The 17743-nt window shown below is 55.8% G+C and carries 13 protein-coding genes; 7 read left to right on the top strand and 6 right to left on the bottom strand.

Annotated elements, in window-relative coordinates; translation table 11 throughout:
• The first annotated feature begins 29 nt into the window (after positions 1-29).
• The 5 genes from D9N13_RS05295 to D9N13_RS05275 all read left to right on the top strand — a co-directional run bounded on the left by D9N13_RS05295 (position 30) and on the right by D9N13_RS05275 (position 9612).
• Positions 30-6539: an Hpt domain-containing protein gene (locus D9N13_RS05295; protein WP_290586911.1), complete on the top strand. Its 6510-nt coding sequence runs from the start codon at positions 30-32 to the stop codon at positions 6537-6539.
• Between the two features lies 1 nt (position 6540).
• Positions 6541-7581 carry a chemotaxis protein CheB gene (locus D9N13_RS05290; protein WP_290586909.1) on the top strand — a complete coding sequence of 347 codons (1041 nt, stop codon included), beginning with the start codon at positions 6541-6543 and terminating at the stop codon, positions 7579-7581.
• Between the two features lie 12 nt (positions 7582-7593).
• The gene (locus tag D9N13_RS05285) at positions 7594-8043 is read left to right on the top strand and encodes a chemotaxis protein CheW (RefSeq protein ID WP_290586907.1); all 450 of its coding nucleotides are present in this window, start codon (positions 7594-7596) and stop codon (positions 8041-8043) included.
• 247 nt (positions 8044-8290) lie between these two features.
• Positions 8291-8893 (top strand): RNA polymerase sigma factor, encoded by a 603-nt coding sequence (locus D9N13_RS05280; RefSeq protein WP_290586905.1) that lies wholly within the window; start codon positions 8291-8293, stop codon positions 8891-8893.
• Positions 8878-9612: an anti-sigma factor domain-containing protein gene (locus D9N13_RS05275; RefSeq protein ID WP_290586902.1), complete on the top strand. Its 735-nt coding sequence runs from the start codon at positions 8878-8880 to the stop codon at positions 9610-9612. Before D9N13_RS05280 ends, D9N13_RS05275 begins: the two co-directional genes overlap by 16 nt.
• Here D9N13_RS05275 and D9N13_RS05270 read toward each other — a convergent pair whose 3' ends face one another.
• The gene (locus tag D9N13_RS05270) at positions 9613-10089 is read right to left on the bottom strand and encodes a tetratricopeptide repeat protein (RefSeq protein WP_290586900.1); all 477 of its coding nucleotides are present in this window, start codon (positions 10087-10089) and stop codon (positions 9613-9615) included.
• A gap of 123 nt (positions 10090-10212) precedes the next feature.
• Positions 10213-10947 (bottom strand): 16S rRNA (uracil(1498)-N(3))-methyltransferase, encoded by a 735-nt coding sequence (locus tag D9N13_RS05265; protein WP_290586898.1) that lies wholly within the window; start codon positions 10945-10947, stop codon positions 10213-10215.
• A gap of 138 nt (positions 10948-11085) precedes the next feature.
• On the opposite strand from D9N13_RS05265, the gene D9N13_RS05260 reads away from it, so the two are divergent.
• Positions 11086-11445, top strand: a complete 360-nt coding sequence (locus D9N13_RS05260; RefSeq protein WP_290586896.1) for a hypothetical protein — start codon at positions 11086-11088, stop codon at positions 11443-11445.
• Positions 11442-11969: a DinB family protein gene (locus tag D9N13_RS05255; protein ID WP_290586894.1), complete on the top strand. Its 528-nt coding sequence runs from the start codon at positions 11442-11444 to the stop codon at positions 11967-11969. Before D9N13_RS05260 ends, D9N13_RS05255 begins: the two co-directional genes overlap by 4 nt.
• A 6-nt stretch (positions 11970-11975) precedes the next feature.
• On the opposite strand, the gene D9N13_RS05250 is transcribed toward D9N13_RS05255, so the two are convergent.
• From D9N13_RS05250 to metF, 4 genes are all read right to left on the bottom strand, one after another.
• Positions 11976-13328 carry an adenosylmethionine--8-amino-7-oxononanoate transaminase gene (locus D9N13_RS05250; RefSeq protein WP_290586891.1) on the bottom strand — a complete coding sequence of 451 codons (1353 nt, stop codon included), beginning with the start codon at positions 13326-13328 and terminating at the stop codon, positions 11976-11978.
• Between the two features lie 75 nt (positions 13329-13403).
• Entirely contained in the window at positions 13404-15359 is a 1956-nt protein-coding gene (locus D9N13_RS05245; RefSeq protein WP_290586889.1) for a TonB-dependent receptor plug domain-containing protein, read from the bottom strand.
• 113 nt (positions 15360-15472) lie between these two features.
• Positions 15473-16825, bottom strand: a complete 1353-nt coding sequence (locus D9N13_RS05240; RefSeq protein ID WP_290586887.1) for a phosphomannomutase — start codon at positions 16823-16825, stop codon at positions 15473-15475.
• 62 nt (positions 16826-16887) lie between these two features.
• On the bottom strand, positions 16888-17739 hold the full coding sequence (gene metF, locus D9N13_RS05235; RefSeq protein ID WP_290586885.1) for a methylenetetrahydrofolate reductase [NAD(P)H]: 852 nt from the start codon (positions 17737-17739) through the stop codon (positions 16888-16890).
• Positions 17740-17743 lie beyond the last annotated feature (4 nt).

Below are 17743 nucleotides of genomic sequence, written 5' to 3'. Positions count from 1 at the left end.
AGTCAAGATAACCAGAGCCAGGAGCAGACATGGCTGATCAACACGATTTTCAAGCGCTGGATTGGGTTAAGGGCGAGATCGAGGAAACCCTGAAACAGGCGCAACAATCGTTGGAAGCGTTCGTGGACAACCCCGAAGATTCCACGCGCATGCGCTTTTGCCTCACCCATTTGCATCAGGTTGCAGGTACCCTGCAAATGGTGGAGTTCTTTGGTGCGGCCCTGCTGGCAGAAGAAATGGAAAACCTGGCTATTGCGCTGATCAATGAAAAAGTGCAGCGGGTGGAAGATGCCCAGGAAGTGCTGATGAAAGCCATCCTGCAATTACCGGTGTATCTGGACCGGGTTAAGGATGGGCAGCGCGATATGCCGGTGGTGGTATTGCCGCTGTTGAATGATCTAAGGGCGGCCCGGGGTGAGCCTCTGCTGTCGGAAACCGCATTGTTCAAACCGGATCTGGAAGCCGGCGGCGAGGCGGCGCCAAAAGACGCCGTATCACAGGAAGCCCTGGCGCAACTGCCGCAATTGCTTAAAAAGATCCGTCAGCTGTACCAATTCGCCCTGGTGGGTTTGATCCGCAATCAGGATATGCCCACCAATCTGGGGTACATGGCCAAATCCCTGGCCAAACTCGAGCAGTTATACAGCAACACCGCCATGGGCCAGTTATGGTGGGTTGCAGCGGCGCTGGTGGAAGGCGTATCCCGTTCCTACATTGAATTGGGTACTTCCGTAAAAATGCTGTTCGGTCAATTGGACCGTCAACTGAAACACAGTATTGATACCGGAGCCAATCGGGATGAGGCCCTGCCCACCGATTTGCTGAAAAACCTGCTGTTCTACGTGGCGCGCGCCGAAGGTGAAACGTCCCGTATTCAGAAAGTAAAAGCCGCCTTTAAGCTGGATCGCGCCTTGCCCTCTGAAGAACGGCTTGATGATGAGCGTCAGCGCCTGACCGGCCCGGATAAGGCCGCCATTGCTTCGGTAGTGTCTGCGTTGCTGGAAGAGCTGGGCGGTGTCAAGGAAACCCTGGATCTGTTCATGCGCGGGCAGGCGGTGGATGGCGCGGAGCTGCGCAGCGTGATTCCGGTGCTGAAACAAATCGCCGATACCCTGGCGGTACTGGGCGTGGGTAATCCACGCCGTGTTATCGTCGAACAGATTGATACCATTGGCCGCATCGTGGATGACAGCAGCGCGCTCGACGACAACATGCTGATGGATGTGGCCGGTGCACTGCTGTATGTGGAAGCCACCTTGCAGGGTATGGCCATGGACCCCAGCGCCGCCGCTGCCGGTGATGATGAGGAGGATGATTCCCAGTTTGTGTCGCCTGAACAGATCAGTAAGGCGCGTTCCGCGGTGATCGAGGAGTCCCGTTCCGGTCTGGAGAACGCCAAGGATGCTATCTCCGATTATATTGGCTCGGATTTTGATCCGGATTCGTTGCAGGCAGTGCCGGATATTCTGCACAGTGTGCGGGGTGGTTTGATGATGGTGCCGCTGGCCCATCCGGCGGCCTTGTTGCAAAGCTGTATCAACTTCATCAGTGAGCAGTTGATCGAAGGCGGCGTGCGCCCGGACTGGAAACAAATGGACACCCTGGCAGATGCCATTACCAGCGTGGAATATTATCTGGAACGACTGGGTGACCGCTTCCCCGGCGACGAGGATATTCTGTCGATTGCCGAAGAGGCGGTGGCGACATTAGGCTATCCCGCCGAGCGGATCGATCCCAATGACATGGCGCCCACGCTGTTGGATACGCAAGATGGCGATGCCTCTGGCAAAGGGGATTCAGCGCTGGAATCCGCTGCCGATGATCTGCAGCCGGAGTCCGATGACGACATCATTCAGATCGAGTTTACCGATGAGGATCTGCTGGCAGCAGGCGAAACCGTTGCTGCCCAACCCGAAGCGGAAGACGATCTCATCGACGAGGAAGTCATTGAGATCTTTATTGAAGAAGCCGGTGAGGTGCTGGAAACCATCCAGGAATACCTACCCCGCTGGACCACCGATCACGATAACGAAGAAGCCCTGAAGGAATTGCGCCGCGCCTATCATACCCTGAAAGGCAGCGGGCGCATGGTGGGGGCCACCGTTGTCGGTGAACTGGCCTGGTCGGTGGAGAACATGCTGAACCGGGTGCTGGACAACAGTGTGCCCACTACAGACGCCGTCACGGACATTGTGGCCCGCGTCACCGGCGTGATTCCGGAACTGGTCAAGGCGTTTGAGGAGCGGGTTAAGCCGGGGATTAATGTGGCGCCGTTGGCTGCGGTGGCCGATGCCCTGTCCAAGGGCGAGACGCCTCCCGCGATACCGGATGATCTCAGCGTCGGCTCGGCTGCGGAGGCAGCACCGGTGATGGAGCAGTTGCCTGAGGCGACGGAAGTCGAAGCGGGGGATTCCGGTTCAGAGATTGATCCGGTGTTGGTGGATATTTTCAGTCAGGAAGCATCCTCCCATCTGGAAACGTTGAAAGGGTATCTGGCGCAGGATGAAAAACAAACCCTCAGTGACGATATGTTGCGGGCGCTGCACACTTTGAAAGGCAGTGCCCATATGGCGGGAATTGGCCCCATAGCAGAGCTGGCCTCACCCACCGAGCGCTTCTTTAAAGAGTGTCATCTGCAGGGGGTAACCGCAACGGATGATATTTTTGAACTGCTGGACGACTTTGTGCAGCTGATCGAACAGGGGCTCGAAGACCTGATGGCGCACCCGGATGCGCCCATTGCCGGTAGCGAGACGTTGCTGCAACGGATCGAGCAGTTGCGCGAAGAGAAACTCAAGCATGTGGAAGAGGAAGAGATCGCTCAGTCCGGGCGCGCCGATCCTCAGTTGCTCAGTATGTTCCTGGCCGAAGGCATGGACCTGATCATGGATGCCGGCGATGTGCTCAGTCACTGGGAGCAGAACCCGGTGCCGGGGGACGACCTGGATAAACTGCGTCAGGAACTGCGTATTCTGGCTCGCAGTGCCAGCGCGGCTCAACTGAATGAGGTAGTCGAGCTGAGCATGACCCTGGAAGAGCTTTATGAGGCGGCTGCCAATGGCATGATCACGCCGGATCCGGTGTTCTTCCGGACTGCCCATAAGGCTCATGAATCCCTGGTCAACATGATGGATTTCGTGGCCGCCGGTCAACCGGTGCTGGCGGATGCCGTGGTCATCAGTGAATTACAGTCACTGATGGATCAGGCACCGGAAGTGACGGAACAGCTGGATGCCGCAAGCCAACATGCAGAAAGCGGGCAAGCGGACGAAGCGGAAGAAGCCATCGACCTGGGTGCATTGGCGGCCCCGGAAGCGGACGCCGATGAGTTTGAGTTTTCCCTGGAAGACGATTCCGCCGAGACAGACAATGAGTTTGTGTTGGAAGATTCTGAGGCCGAGGACAGCGCGGAACCAGAAGTTGAAACAGAACAAGCTGATGATCTGAAGTTTGATTTCACCGCTGATGCTGATGCTGAGCAGATCAGCGCGGACAGTACAGCGGAGTTTGCCTCCGAAGAACTGATTATCGATGATGCGGATGCCGAGGATACAGAATTCAGTATTGAAGAAATTGACGAACTGGATGATGAACCGGAAGCCGAAACACCACAGGAAGACATGGCCAGCGACTACGATCCGGAGCTGGTGGAAATCTTCCTGGAAGAAGCGTCTGAGATTCTTGATACCACGGCCGAACAGTTACAGACCTGGGTGGATGAACCTACCAATCTTGAGGTGGTGGCAGGATTGCAACGCAGCCTGCACACCTTAAAGGGTGGCGCCAGAATGTCGGATATGAAAGAAATGGGGGATCTGGCCCACCATCTGGAAAATCTGTACGAAGGCCTGTGCCTGGGAACCTTCACGGCGACTGCACCGTTGTATAATTTACTGCATCAATGCCACGATCGCCTGGCCGAAATGTTTGAGACCATTCAGAGTGGCCAGCAGGCGAAACCGGCCGATGACCTGATCGGTAAAATCGATGACTTTACCCATGGCCGTCTGACGGAGGAAGCGCCTTCAACCGAGACCGCGGACGAACCGGAAGTACCGGTGCTGACGGTGGCGGATAATGCGTTGGAGCCGCGGGCCGAAGCGGACACCGAAGCCTTATCGGCCCTGGGTGGTGCCGGTGAGGAAGTGGATACCGAAATTCTGGAGATCTTCCTGGAAGAAGCAGAAGAACTCACCGAGGGCATCGACAATACCATTAATGCGTGGCTGTCCGAACGCGACAATCAGGAACACCTGGACGAGATGAAACGCCTGCTGCATACCCTGAAAGGGGGCGCGCGTCTGGCCGGTCTGGTGCACATTGGTAATTTGAGTCACAGTTTTGAAACCTTCCTTATTCAGAGCGAAACCGATCAGGTGGCCATGGACGATGCGTTCTTTGCCCGGGTGCAGTCGGAACACGACAAGCTGTTTGAACAGATGGAACATCTGCGACAGCATGGCGGTGAGCTGATTTCCACTGCAGGCGAGGAGCATGCTGCCGAGTTTGAATTCTCCATGGAAGACGAGGCTCCGTCGCAGGAGGCGGTAGCAGAGTCTGCAGCAGAAGAGCCGGCGGACAACGTAGTGCCCATCACTGCCCAGCCCACGCCCCAGGAAACCTTCGTGGCACCGAAGCCGGATGAAATGCTGCCGGCTTCTGCCTTCCATACAGAAGACAAAAAGCGCTCCAGTGGTGAAAGCGTTAAGGTGTCGTCGGAACTGATGGAGGGATTGGTAAACCTGGCCGGTGAAACCTCCATTATTCGTGGCCGGATTGAGCAGGAGATCACTGACTTCAACGGGGTCATCAGTGAGATCGGCATGACCATAGATCGTGCCCGTGAATTATTGCGCCGACTGGATATCGAAACCGAAGCCCAGATTTCCTACCGTTATCAACAGGCCCAGACCGAGGGTCAGGGCTACGAAGATTTTGACCCGTTGGAGATGGACCGATACTCGACGCTTAACCAGTTGTCGCGGTCATTAGGTGAAACCGTGTCGGATATGATGGACCTGCGGGACTCGCTGACGGATCGGGCCCGCGATGCAGAAACCCTGTTGATCCAGCAGGGCCGTATCAACTCCGAATTGCAGGAGAGCCTGATGCGTACGCGCATGGTACCGTTCTCCCGCATGGTGCCCCGCCTGCGTCGTATCGTGCGGCAGATTGCCGGTGAAGTGGGCAAGAAAGCGGAACTGGAAATCATCGGTGCCGAAGGGGAAATGGATCGGACGGTGCTGGAACGTATGGTGCCGCCCCTGGAACACATGCTGCGTAACGCGGTGGACCATGGTTTGGAAACCCCGGAACAGCGGGTGGCCGCCGGTAAAAAGGACACCGGCCGCATCACCATTCACCTGGCCCGTGAAGGCGGTGAAGTGGTACTGCGGCTCACCGACGATGGTAAGGGTATCAATCTTGAAGGTGTTAAGAAGCGGGCTATCGAGCGGGGTTTGATGAAAACCGATGCGCCCCTGACCGACAAGGAAGTGATGCAGTTTATTTTCAAACCCGGTTTCAGTACGGCGGAAAAAGTGACCCAAATCTCCGGCCGTGGTGTGGGTATGGATGTGGTGCACAGCGAGATCAAGCAGTTGGGCGGTAACGTGAAGCTGCACTCTGCCCCCGGCGCCGGTTCCCAGTTTACCATTCGCCTGCCGTTTACCGTGTCGGTCAACCGTGCCTTGATGGTGCGGGTGGGTGAAGACCAGTACGCCATTCCCTTGAACAACATCGAAGGGATCGTGCGGGTCAGCCCCTATGAACTGGAAGCGTATTACCAGCCGGATGCACCCAAGTTTGAATACGCGGCGCAGCAATACAGTATGCGTTATCTGGGGCGTTATGTGCATAACAATCCCATTCCCAACCTCACCAGCCATACCAAACCGATACCGGTGCTGCTGGTGCGCGGTGGCGATCATGCGGTGGCCCTGCAGGTGGATGCGCTGCTGGGTTCCCGCGAGGTGGTGGTGAAATCCGTGGGGCCGCAATTAGCGGCGGTGAGCGGTATTTCCGGTGCCACCATTCGCGGTGACGGTAGCGTGGTCATCATTCTTGACTTGAATGCTGTGATCCGTGCCGAGCAGGCACAGCTCAGTCTGGAAGAGAATCTGGAATTGTCCCAGGAAGCGGCCCGTGCGCGGGAAGAAGCCAATGAGACGCCGCTGGTGATGGTGGTGGACGACTCGGTGACGGTACGCAAGGTAACCAGTCGCCTGCTGGAACGTCACGGGTTTGATGTGGTGACGGCCAAAGACGGTGTGGATGCCATCACCCAACTGCAGGACATCAAACCGGATGTAATGTTGCTGGACATTGAAATGCCGCGGATGGACGGTTTTGAAGTGGCCACCCTGGTGCGGCACGATGAGCGACTGCAGGATACACCGATCATCATGATTACCTCGCGCACCGGTGAAAAACACCGTGACCGGGCCATGAGCATCGGCGTTAACCGTTACATGGGTAAACCCTATCAGGAAACCGTTTTACTGCAGACCATAGAAGATCTGATCAAACAGGAAGCCTAGTGTGTCCCACAAGCCCGGCACCCGTAAAGGGAGCCAGAACCCCCGGGTGGGGGTCATTGCAGACTCAACACTGCAACGACACGTGGTCTGCAAGACCATTGAGTCGGTGGGCTACGGTGTGGCAGTTACCTTGTCGCCGGATAAGGTAAGCGACGAGTTGATCATGGGCGACCAGGCGGATGTTTGGTTGGTGGACATCGAAGACGAAGACAAATGGTCGGATTTCATTGTGCACTTGTTTGAGTCTTCCACGGTTCCGATTCTGTTGGGGGAAGGCAACGCTCCCAGTATCAGCAGCCTGCAGTTTCAACGCTGGGAGCGCAAGATTTTCTCAAAGTTGAAAGACATTGTGGGTAAGCCGATGCCCTGCGATACGGAAATGCAGACCCTGGCCCAGGCGGTGACGGAGCCGGTGCAGACGGACAACGCCGACACCGAAGAAGAAGGCGATCCCGCTTCCAACGTTTGGGTGTTGGGGGCCTCGTTGGGCGGTCCGGCGGCGGTGAAGGAGTTCCTTGACGCGTTGCCGGCAGGATTGCCCATTGCCTTTGTGATCGCGCAGCACATTGATCCCGGATTCCAGGAAACCCTGAGTAAGGTGTGGAGCCGCAACTCCCATTTTACCTTCAAGGAACCACGGGCCGGACGCTGCCTGAGCCACGGGGAAATACTGATCGCGCCGGTTGAGCAGGTGATGTCGGTGAATCAGTTTGCCCGGGTGGAGCTGTTTGAGGAACCGTGGGAAGGGCCGTATTCACCGTCCATCGATCAGGTAATGGCGCTGATAGCGGACCATTTTGGGGTGCAAAGCGGCGCTATACTGTTCAGTGGCATGGGCAATGACGGCGCCATCTCCGCCGCCAAGTTGCGACAGATGGGCATCGAAGTCTGGGCGCAAAGTGCCGAGACCTGTGCCAACAGCTCACAGCCGGACTCAGCACGGGCCACCGGTTGTGTTAGCTTCAGTGGCTCTCCCCGGGAGTTGGCCCGTAAACTGGTCGAATACACCTCGGAGCACTACTCCGAATCATTGTTAAATTAGACGGAACATTCTATGGCTGAATTACCCGAACAAATTGCCAGCTTGTTGATCCCCATGATGGGGCGTCCACTTTTGATTCCCAACGTGGCAGTGGCGGAGATCGTCAGCTGGGATCAACCACAGAAGCAGGAAGACACTCCGGACTGGTTGCTGGGTACCGTGGACTGGCGCGGGGTTGAGCTACCGGTGATCTCACTGGAGCGGATGAACAGCTCTGAGATAGAGGATGCGGATGTGGGTCAGCGTCTGGCGGTGATTAATGGTGTCGGTGAGTGCAAGCTGCCGTTCTACGCGATTTCAGTGCAGGGATTACCCCGTTTGGTGCGGGTGTTCCCTGAAGAGTTGAGCAGCGAAGAAGTGTCGGAAGATCCGGCCTACGATACCCTGGTGATGGTCAGCGGTGAGCGTGCGGTGATCCCGGATCTGTCCAGTGTGGAACGGCAACTGAATCAGGTAATTTAACCTTTCTGAGCCACCCGCTTTGCTGCCAAACCACAGGCTGCGATACAGCAGGCTGCACAGCCTGTTGCCGTCCTTCTCGTCTTCCGCCCCATCCACCGGTTGAACTTTGTTATTATTCCCTGCTCTAATGAGCACGGTAAGCATTCCCGTAGTGTTAGTCTGAATAATGTATCGAATTGAGGTTGGTTGGCTTTTGCGCTGAGCAGTGGTCAGTCACGGGCGTTTTGAGGGGAGAATGGAGTCAACCATGACCAACGGCGATCCAGCAGATAACCCGCCAGCTGAGCAGAGTGCGGAAGAAGCCGACCGCTTGGAGCAATTGCTGGCCCGTATTGCATTGCGGGATCAAGCGGCATTGCAGCAGCTCTATGGACTGGTCGCCGCCAAGCTCAACGGCATCGCCATGAAACTGCTGAACGATGCCGACCAAAGCAATGATGTCCTGCAGGAGACGTTTCTACAGATCTGGCACAAGGCCGGTGAATACCGACGCCACCAGGGCGAGCCCATGACCTGGATGACCTCACTGTTGCGTTATCGAGCCCTGGATAAGCTGAGATCGGATAAGCGTGAACAGAAGCGCCGGGACCAATACGGGGAAGTACAGGAACTGTTTGGTGAAACCAGCGCCGAATCGCCCATCGCCGGCATGCTGCAGAAAGACACCGACATCAAACTCAATCAATGTCTGCAAACCCTGGATACGTTGAACCGTAACGCGATTCTGATGGCGTACTACTACGGTTATAGCCGGGAGGACATTGCAATCCATGTGGAGCAACCCATCAACACGGTCAAATCCTGGCTCAAGCGGGGCTTAACGAGGTTGGCACAATGTCTGGGTCACTAAGATATCAAAATCCCGAACTGCAGGATCGGTTGGCATCCAATTACGTTGCCGGTACTCTGCGTGGCCCGGCTCGCAGGCGTATGGAAACCCTGATGCTCGATGACAGCGGTTTGCGAAATCGGGTCAGGCAGTGGGAGCATAAACTGCAGTCGCTGCACCATTACACGCCGGAGCTTAGCCCGAAAAAATCTACCCTGAACAATATCCTCAGTGCCATCAACGGCGCGGCCGATCCCATGTTGGAAAACCTCAAGAAGAAACTCGGCTTTTATCGATGGTTTTCCGGATTGGCATTGACCTGTGCGTTGGTGCTGGCCGTGCTGGTGTGGGCGCCGGTGGGTCAACCGCCGTCAGCCGCCATTAATTATGTGGCGGTCATGAAAGACAGCAATGCCCAGCCCACTATGGTGGTGACCCTTACCCAAACCGGCCGCGTGCTGGCGCTGGATATGCTGGCAAAGCCCAAGTTGCAGAACGATCAGAATCTACAACTTTGGGCAATCTCGAAAGTGGATGGCAGCATTACCAGCCTGGGGGTCATTGATGTGGAGAAACGCATCGAGAAATCCCTTACCAAACCCCAGTGGGGTCTGATAAAGGATGCGGAGTATCTGATGGTGTCAGTGGAAGCGGCAGGCGGTGCCAGCATGCCCAGCAACCGCATCGTCTCCAAGGGATTGTGTGTCAAAGTGGAAGGCTGGAAAACCGAAACCGGCTGATTACCACTTGGAAACGGTTTCCGGCCTCTGCTCCCGATTGTCGATCATGGACTTTAGTTTTCGGTATTCCTCACAACCGAAGAAACAGGCTTTATCCAGTCGGCTGAGCATGGCGTTGGCCTCGTCCAGGCGCTGGGTTTCCACGTAAAGTTCACCCAGATACTCCATTGCACCGCGGTGATCGGGGTCCAACGCCAAGGCACGCTGATAATAGTCTTCAGCCACCTCATAGCGTTTCAGTTTGCGGTGGGTGTAGCCCAGCAGGTTGTAGGCGTCGGCGTTGTCTGTGTCTTTGGCCACAATGCCTTTCAGATCATGGATGGCGGCCTCGTACTGCTGGTTGTTGATGCGTTGCTCCACCTCGGTCATGGCATCGGATTTGCCTTTGTTCCATGAAGATGAGGTGTTTGCGGCCAATGCCGGCACTGACAAGGTGGACACCAGCAGGGTACAGATGACGAGATTGGTCTTTTTCATGATTGAATTCCTTTGGTTGTTTTAGGTGAGTGTTCATAACCCAATACGCGGTGATGAGTCAGAAAGTTGCACCCAGCGTGAAAATTACCAAAGGTGGGAAGGGAAGTGAGGGCCGAGCCGGGATTACAGGAGGAAATCCCCCCACGACAGTTGCACCAGGCTCAGCAGCACTATTGGGGCGGTTTCGGTACGCCATACCCGGGGGCCCAGGGTAATACAATCGAAGCCGTAATCCTTCGCTTGCTCCACCTCTTCCTCACTGAATCCGCCTTCCGGCCCCACCGCAAAGCACAGGCTTTCCGGAGCGTCAGCGCTGAAAGGGTTGCTGGGCAGGTCTTCGGTGTGCAGGATCCATTTCCGCTCGGCTTCCGCGGATTCAGCCCAGCGCAGCAAGGTCATGGGGGGGTGGATGGTGGGTACGATGTTCATGCCGCATTGCTCACAGGCACTGATCAGCAGATTCCGCCATTGTTCCAGTTTCTTGTGCATCCGCTGGGAGGACAGTTTTACCTCACAGCGTTGGCTCAACAGGGGGGTGATCTCGCTGACACCAAGCTCCACCGCTTTCTGTAGGGCGTAATCCATATGGTCGCCTTTGCCCAGTACCTGCCCCAGGTGAATCCTCACCGGTGAGGTGCGATCCACCTCATTGAAGAAATCCAATGATACGGATACCGCTTTTTTATCCACGGCACTGATCTGGCCATGGTATTCGCCGCCGGTACCGTTGAACAGGATGACCGGGTCTCCTTCCCCCAACCGCAGCACTTTGCTAAGGTGGCGGCTACCGTTTTCATCCAGCTGAATGGTGTTTCCTTCCAGCAATGGCTGGTTTTGAAAAATTCGAGGCGTACGCATAAAGGCAGGTTACAACGTTATCTGCAATGGGTGTAACCATCATTTTAGAACAGAATGGCAGCGACTGTCCTGATTGTGTCCCCACGGCGGACAACCAGGCGGTTGCTGAGACAATAAAACCGCCATCACGAGGTAGGTATGAGCAAATTACTGGGCTATGGTTTTCTGATTTTGGGTGTGGGGTTGCTGGTATTGGGCGTTAATCAGCTGGGGATCTACATTAAAAACCCGGATACGTTTCCCATCTATCACATGCTGATCAACCTGCCGGAAGCGGATCGCACCATCAGCCTGCAGCAGGGTAGCATGGTGCTGCCGGTGGGTTTTTTCAAAGTCAGCGGCCTGCTGTCCATTATTCTGGCCGGGTTTCTGTTTGTGTCGGTGGTGAAATTGATGATCAGCACCGGGGTGGGCATGATCAAGCCCAATACCCGGGATCTGGCGCGGGATCTGGTGGCCGAAGTGCGCAGGCTGGAGAACCGGGGTGCTAACGGATGAACAGTTTTCTGATTTGGTCACGTTACAACCAGTCCATGAACGAGCGCTTGTTCTCTGCCTGTGGCCGGTTATCGGCAGAGCAGTTCAGGGAAGATCGCGGTGCTTTTTTCGGGTCGGTGTGCCGCACCCTTAATCATATACTGATCGCGGATCATTACTGGCTGTGCCGTTTTTCACCCCATGATGCGGCACCGGTGCTGCTGGATGAGCAGGGTGAAGCGGTGAAGATCCGGGCTCTGGATCAGCTGATCTATGAGGATCTGCCCACACTGAAGCGGTGGCGGGCAGAGCTGGATGACCGGATTGTGGCGTGTATGGCGCGCCTGCAGCGCGAGCAGGCGGACCTGTCCCAGAGTATGACCCATCGGCTGGCGGATGGCAGCCACACTGAATTTACCCGGCAAAAAGCCTTATGCCACTGGTTTAATCACCAGACCCATCACCGTGGTCAGGTCACCACCCTGCTCACACAAATGGGGGTTGAGGTGGGGACAACGGACCTGTTGTTAATGGATCTGGGCTAGGTGCCTTTAATCTTTGGTGGCGATTTCGATGCCTTCCCATGCGACTTTCGCCAGGTGATCAATCTGTTCCTCCGTAATAATATACGGTGGCATAAAATACACCACGCTGCCCAACGGCCTTAACAAGGCCTGGTTTTTCAGCCCGTGCTCGTAGACTTTCAGGCCGCGCCGTTCCTGCCAGGGATAGGGCGTCTTGTCGGCTTTGTTCTTGACCATTTCGATGGCCAGCACCATGCCGGTCTGGCGCACCTCGGCCACATGGGGGTGATCGGAGAAATGTGCTGTTGCATCGGCCATCTTCTGAATCAATTTCTGATTGTTGGCGATGACATTGTCCTGCTCGAAGATATCCAGTGTTGCCAATGCGGCGGCGCAGGCAAGGGGGTTCCCGGTATAACTGTGGGAATGCAGAAAACCGCGCAGGGTGTCGTAATCGTCGTAGAAGGCGTCGTAGATCCGGTTGTGGGTGAGTACGGCGCACAATGGCAGATAGCCGGCGGTCAATCCTTTGGACAGGCACATGAAATCAGGCACGATATCCGCCTGCTCACAGGCGAACAGAGTGCCGGTGCGGCCAAAACCCACGGCGATTTCATCGGCAATCAGGTGCACATTGTAGCGATCACAGGCTTCCCTTAACTTTTTCAGGTAGATGGGGTGATACATGCGCATGGTGCCGGCACACTGAATCAGTGGCTCAACGATGACCGCGCAGATTTCCTCGTGGTTTTCTGCCAGCAGCGCGTCCATTTCGGCAAATTTACGCAGGCTGTAGTCTTCCCAGCTTTCGCCCGCTTCCCGGTTGTAGCAATCCGGGCTGGGGGCAGTGAACGTGGTCATCAGCAGGGGTTCATAGGTTTTCTTGTACAGCTCAACGCTGCCCACCGCCAGCGCGGCCAGGGTTTCGCCATGATAGGAATTGCTGAGGGTGACGAATTTGGTCTTCCTGGTATTGCCCATGTTAAGCCAGTAGTGGAAGCTCATCTTTAAGGCCACTTCGATGCCGGAGGAACCGTTATCGGCGTAAAAGCAGCGGCTTAATCCCTTGGGGGTGATATTCACCAGGCGTTCTGATAGCTGGATCACCGGTTCATGGCTGAAGCCGGCCAGGATGACATGTTCCAGATTGTCCAGCTGTTCCTTGACGCGGTTGTTGATGCGGGGATTGGCATGGCCAAACAGGTTTACCCACCAGGAACTCACCACGTCCATGTAACGGTTGCCATCGAAATCCTCCAGCCAGATGCCTTTCCCCTTTTTGATGGGAATCAGCGGCAGGGTTTCGTGATCTTTCATCTGGGTGCACGGATGCCACAGTACCTTCAGATCCCGCTGCATCAGTTGCTGGTTTAAAGACATGGTATAACCGTTTTGGGTGATGGATTGGAGCCACTAGGGTAAGCACATGGGGGCGCCGGTTCAACCCTGCACAGACTAAGGGAGTTCGATGTGCAGGCTCAGGTAGGCGCCACGCCCGGCATGATGGGGAATGGAGTTAACCGCAGGGCGGTTCATACTCGGGAAATAAATTTCCTGGTCCAGCAGGTTGTCCAGATACAGGGACAGACTCAGATGCTCCAGCCCGGGTTTAAGCAGCCACCGGCCCACATTGGCGTTGAAATTCAAGGTCAGCAGGTGATAGCCGGAAGGGTTTTCGTTGTAAAACAGCGCCTCTTCATTTTGCAGGGTGGCGGCGGCGAAGTAGTGATAAAACAATCCGGCGCTCGCCCCGGCGGTGAAATCATGGGCGATGCCCGCTTTCAACATCCAGTCCGGGCTGTAGGTAACGTCGTTGTTGTTGTCTGCATCCGCATTGGTTTGATAACTGGTGTTGGCAGTGAACAGCCAATCGGCTGCGGGCGCATAGCGGCCTTCCACTTCAATACCGCGGTAGCGTAGCTCACCGCCATTGATAATCTGAACCGGGGTGCCAGGCTGGCGGGTAATAATGTCTTTCTGTTTGCTGCGAAACACCGTGACGGCGAAGGAGTCGGCTCCGGAGAAATAAAACAGTTGCGCGTCCCAGGTATCAATGGTTTCCGGTTTCAGGTTCTTGTCACCCACGACCACAGGGGATTCAAAGAAACGATCCAACCCGGAAGGTTCACGAAACGCGGAACTGAACAACAGTTTGCTGCCCCAGTTGGCGTTGAACTGATGAATAAAGCCAAGGCGTGGGGAGGTATGGCTGCCGCCGGAATCCGGAGCATTGTATTGCAATCCGGCAATGATCTGGTTGTGCGATGAGAGCTTGAACTGCCACTGGGTATAGAGGCTGCTGTTCTCGGCACTGAACGGCGTGCTGGCATCGGCCTCGGTTTGCTGATGATTACCACCCAACAGAACGTTGATCCAATGGGACAGCGTACCCTGGAGCGTGAATTCCCCTAACCAGTGTTGAGCCCGGTTGAGGGCGCGGGTATTCAAAGGCGGCGGTAAGATGATCAAGTCAGACTTGTAGTCCTGATAGGATAGGTTGAAGTTGGCATACCAGTGGGTGGTGATATCCGTTTGGTAACCCAGATCCAGGTAGCTGCGCCGGTATTGGTGGGTGGTGGAGGGCAAGGCAAACACCGATCGGGCATTGTCGGTTTCGGTATCGGAATACAGTGCGGTCAGTGTCAGGTTGTTATGGCTCATTCGCACCAAGGCCTGCTCACCTTCGTGCCCAGCCTCGAAGCGGCCCTGTGTGCCCAGCTCATCGGTCACCGGGTCGAAATCCCCACCTTTGGTGCGGCTGCTTCTGATGCCGCCATACACATTGAACCCGCCTTGATTGACACCGCCGCTGACATCCAGTTTTTGGGTATCGAAGCTGCCCCCGGTCACTGCCAGCTGTAACTCCGTCTCGGAAATCGCTTCGCGGGTAATGATGTTGATCACACCGCTGAACGCGTTGGTGCCATACAGCACAGAGCCGGGGCCGCGGATGATTTCGATCTTTTTAATCAGCGCCACGGGGAAAAAATCATAGAGATCATGGTTCATACTGGAGACCACCGGCTCGCGGATGGGGCGGCCGTTAAGCTGAATTAATACGTTGTTGTCGACGTGTGATGTGGTGACACCGCGGATGGTGGCTTTATTGTGGGGAAACAGGTTGGAGCCCACGATTTGGAGGCTGGTCTGGCGGTTGAGGATGTCACGCAGGTTGCGGTAGCCAAACCGCTTGATATCGGACTCTGTGATTACCGAGACGATGCCCGGGGCCTGGCTGATGTTCTCATCGCGCTTGGAGACCACCTTAATGGTCAGCAGTTGCTCCAGGTCCAGTTCCAGCAGGCGCCCTAGTTCCGGCGATGCGATTGACGGGGCGGGCAGCCACATGAGCAGCCCGCAAAGCAGATAAACCGTGCTGATAGGGCGGTGCGTCGCCAATACGTCGTCCATAACCGGGGTATCCTTCAGAACCAACCCTAAACATGGCCCACATTGGTGCCTAAATCAAGGTTACCTCGCATTGGTTATGGGCACGGGTCATGGTCATGGGTCATGGGCATTGGTCACGCGGAAAATTGATCCAGTTGGGCCAGTAATTCCCGGGTTTTGGCTTCCATCAGGGGGATGTCGCCCCTGGACTCCACGTTGAGTCGCACCAGTGGTTCGGTGTTGGAGCAGCGCAGGTTGAAGCGCCAATTGCCCATGTCCATACTGAGTCCGTCCACTTTACTGACCGCCTTGGCCTGGCTCTGGTATGCGTTCTCAACGGCCGCGATGGCGGCCGGGGCATCGGCGATGGTGCGATTGATTTCGCCGCTGGCGGGGAAGGCGGCAATGCGTTCGTCCACCAATTGGGACAGGGTTTTTCCGGTCTGCGATAGCAGGGCCGCCACCATCAACCAGGGGATCATGCCGGAATCACAATAGGCGAAATCGCGGAAGTAATGGTGGGCACTCATTTCACCCCCGTAGATGGCGTCTTCTTCACGCATGCGGGCTTTGATAAAGGCGTGACCGGTTTTGCTTTCAATGGCAACGCCGCCGGCTTGCTGCACCAGCTCCATGGTGTTCCAGGTCAAACGGGGATCGTGGATGATGCTGGCGCCGGGTTCTTTTTGCAGAAACAGTTCTGCCAGCATGCCGACGATGTAATAGCCCTCGATGAAGCGGCCTTTTTCATCAAACAGAAAACAGCGATCAAAATCGCCATCCCAGGCGATGCCGAAATCGGCTTTGTTATCCAGCAGAGCCTTGGCGGTCAGTTCCCGGTTTTCTGGCAGCAGTGGATTGGGTACACCGTGGGGAAAATGGCCGTCGGGTTCGTGCAACAGTTTGATGAACTGGAAGGGCAGATGCGGTTGCAATGCATCGATGACGATACCGGCGCCACCGTTGCCGGCGTTGATGGCCACGGTGTAGGGTTTTAACTCGGCCACGTTGATATAGCCCAGCAGATGTTGGATGTAATCGTCCATGATCGCCAGCGGTTGTACGGTACCGGGTTGTTCGGCATCGGTAAAGTCACCGGCTACTTGTGCTTTGATTTCCAACAAACCGTTATCGGAGCTGATGGGGCGGGAACCCTTGCCCACCAGTTTCATGCCGTTGTAATCCTTGGGATTGTGGCTGGCGGTGACCGCAATGCCGCCATCCAGGCTGTAATGAAAGGTGGCGAAGTAGATCTGTTCGGTGCCGCTCAGGCCGATGTCGTACACATCGGCACCGGCGGCGGTGAGCCCTTTGCGCAGGGCCGCGGCCAGAGCCGGGCTGGACAGGCGTATGTCATAACCCACTGCGATTTTTTTGGCGCCGGTGACTGCCACATAGGCGCGGCCGATGCGCTCAATCATATCCTCGTTGAGCTGATCAGGGACCCGCCCCCGAATGTCATAGGCTTTAAAGGCACTAAGATCCATACTGCTACCCCTTCGGTCTGGAAAAGATTCGATGACCGAAGGGTATAACGAGCATTATCAGATCACAAGTTGAGATTATCCCAGATGGCGATGGTGGGCTCCGCCTGGTTCATGGTGTAGAAATGCAAGCCGGGAGCGCCCATGGCCAACAGCTCTTCACACAGGCTGGTGACGATCTCTTCACCCAGTTGTTTGATGGACTGCTCATCACCGCGGAAACACTCCATGCGCATACGGATCCAGCGAGGAATTTCGGCACCGCACATGCTGGAGAAGCGGATCAGATTGTCAAAATTGATGATGGGCATGATGCCGGGGTAGATGGGCAGATCCAGGCCCATTTTTTCGCAGCTGTCCACAAAGAACTTGTAGGCATCCACATTAAAAAAGTACTGGGTGATGGCACTGTTGGCACCGGCCCGCACTTTGGTTTTAAACGCCTGCAGATCGGCGTCCATGGATTTGGCTTGCGGGTGCATTTCCGGATAGGCCGCCACTTCCAAATGAAAGTGATCACCGCTTTGCTCACGGATGAAAGCCACCAGGTCGCTGGCGTACTTGAGTTCCCCCAGAGAGGCACCCATGCCGGAAGGCAGATCGCCGCGCAGGGTGACAATGCGATTGATGCCGGCATCCTGGTATTGATTCAGTAACTGGGCCAGTTGCGCTTTGGTATCACCGACGCAGGACAGATGCGGTGCGGCATCGATACCGGTTCTATTCTTGACGTTGTTCACGGTCTCAAAGGTGCGGTCGCGGGTGGAACCGCCGGCACCGTAGGTCACCGAGAAAAAGCGGGGCTTTTTTTCGGCCAGTGTTTGTTGTACCAGATTGAGTTTTTCTACGCCTACGTCGGTCTTGGGCGGGAAAAACTCAAAGCTGAAACGCTTTTCGTGTTGTTGTTGAGAGTTCATGTTC

The sequence above is a fragment of the Ketobacter sp. GenoA1 genome (assembly GCF_003671475.1).
In the GTDB taxonomy this organism is placed as follows: Bacteria; Pseudomonadota; Gammaproteobacteria; order Pseudomonadales; family Ketobacteraceae; genus Ketobacter.
The sequence above is the reverse complement of the archived record's forward strand: the minus strand, read 5'-3'. Positions and strand labels throughout refer to the sequence as shown.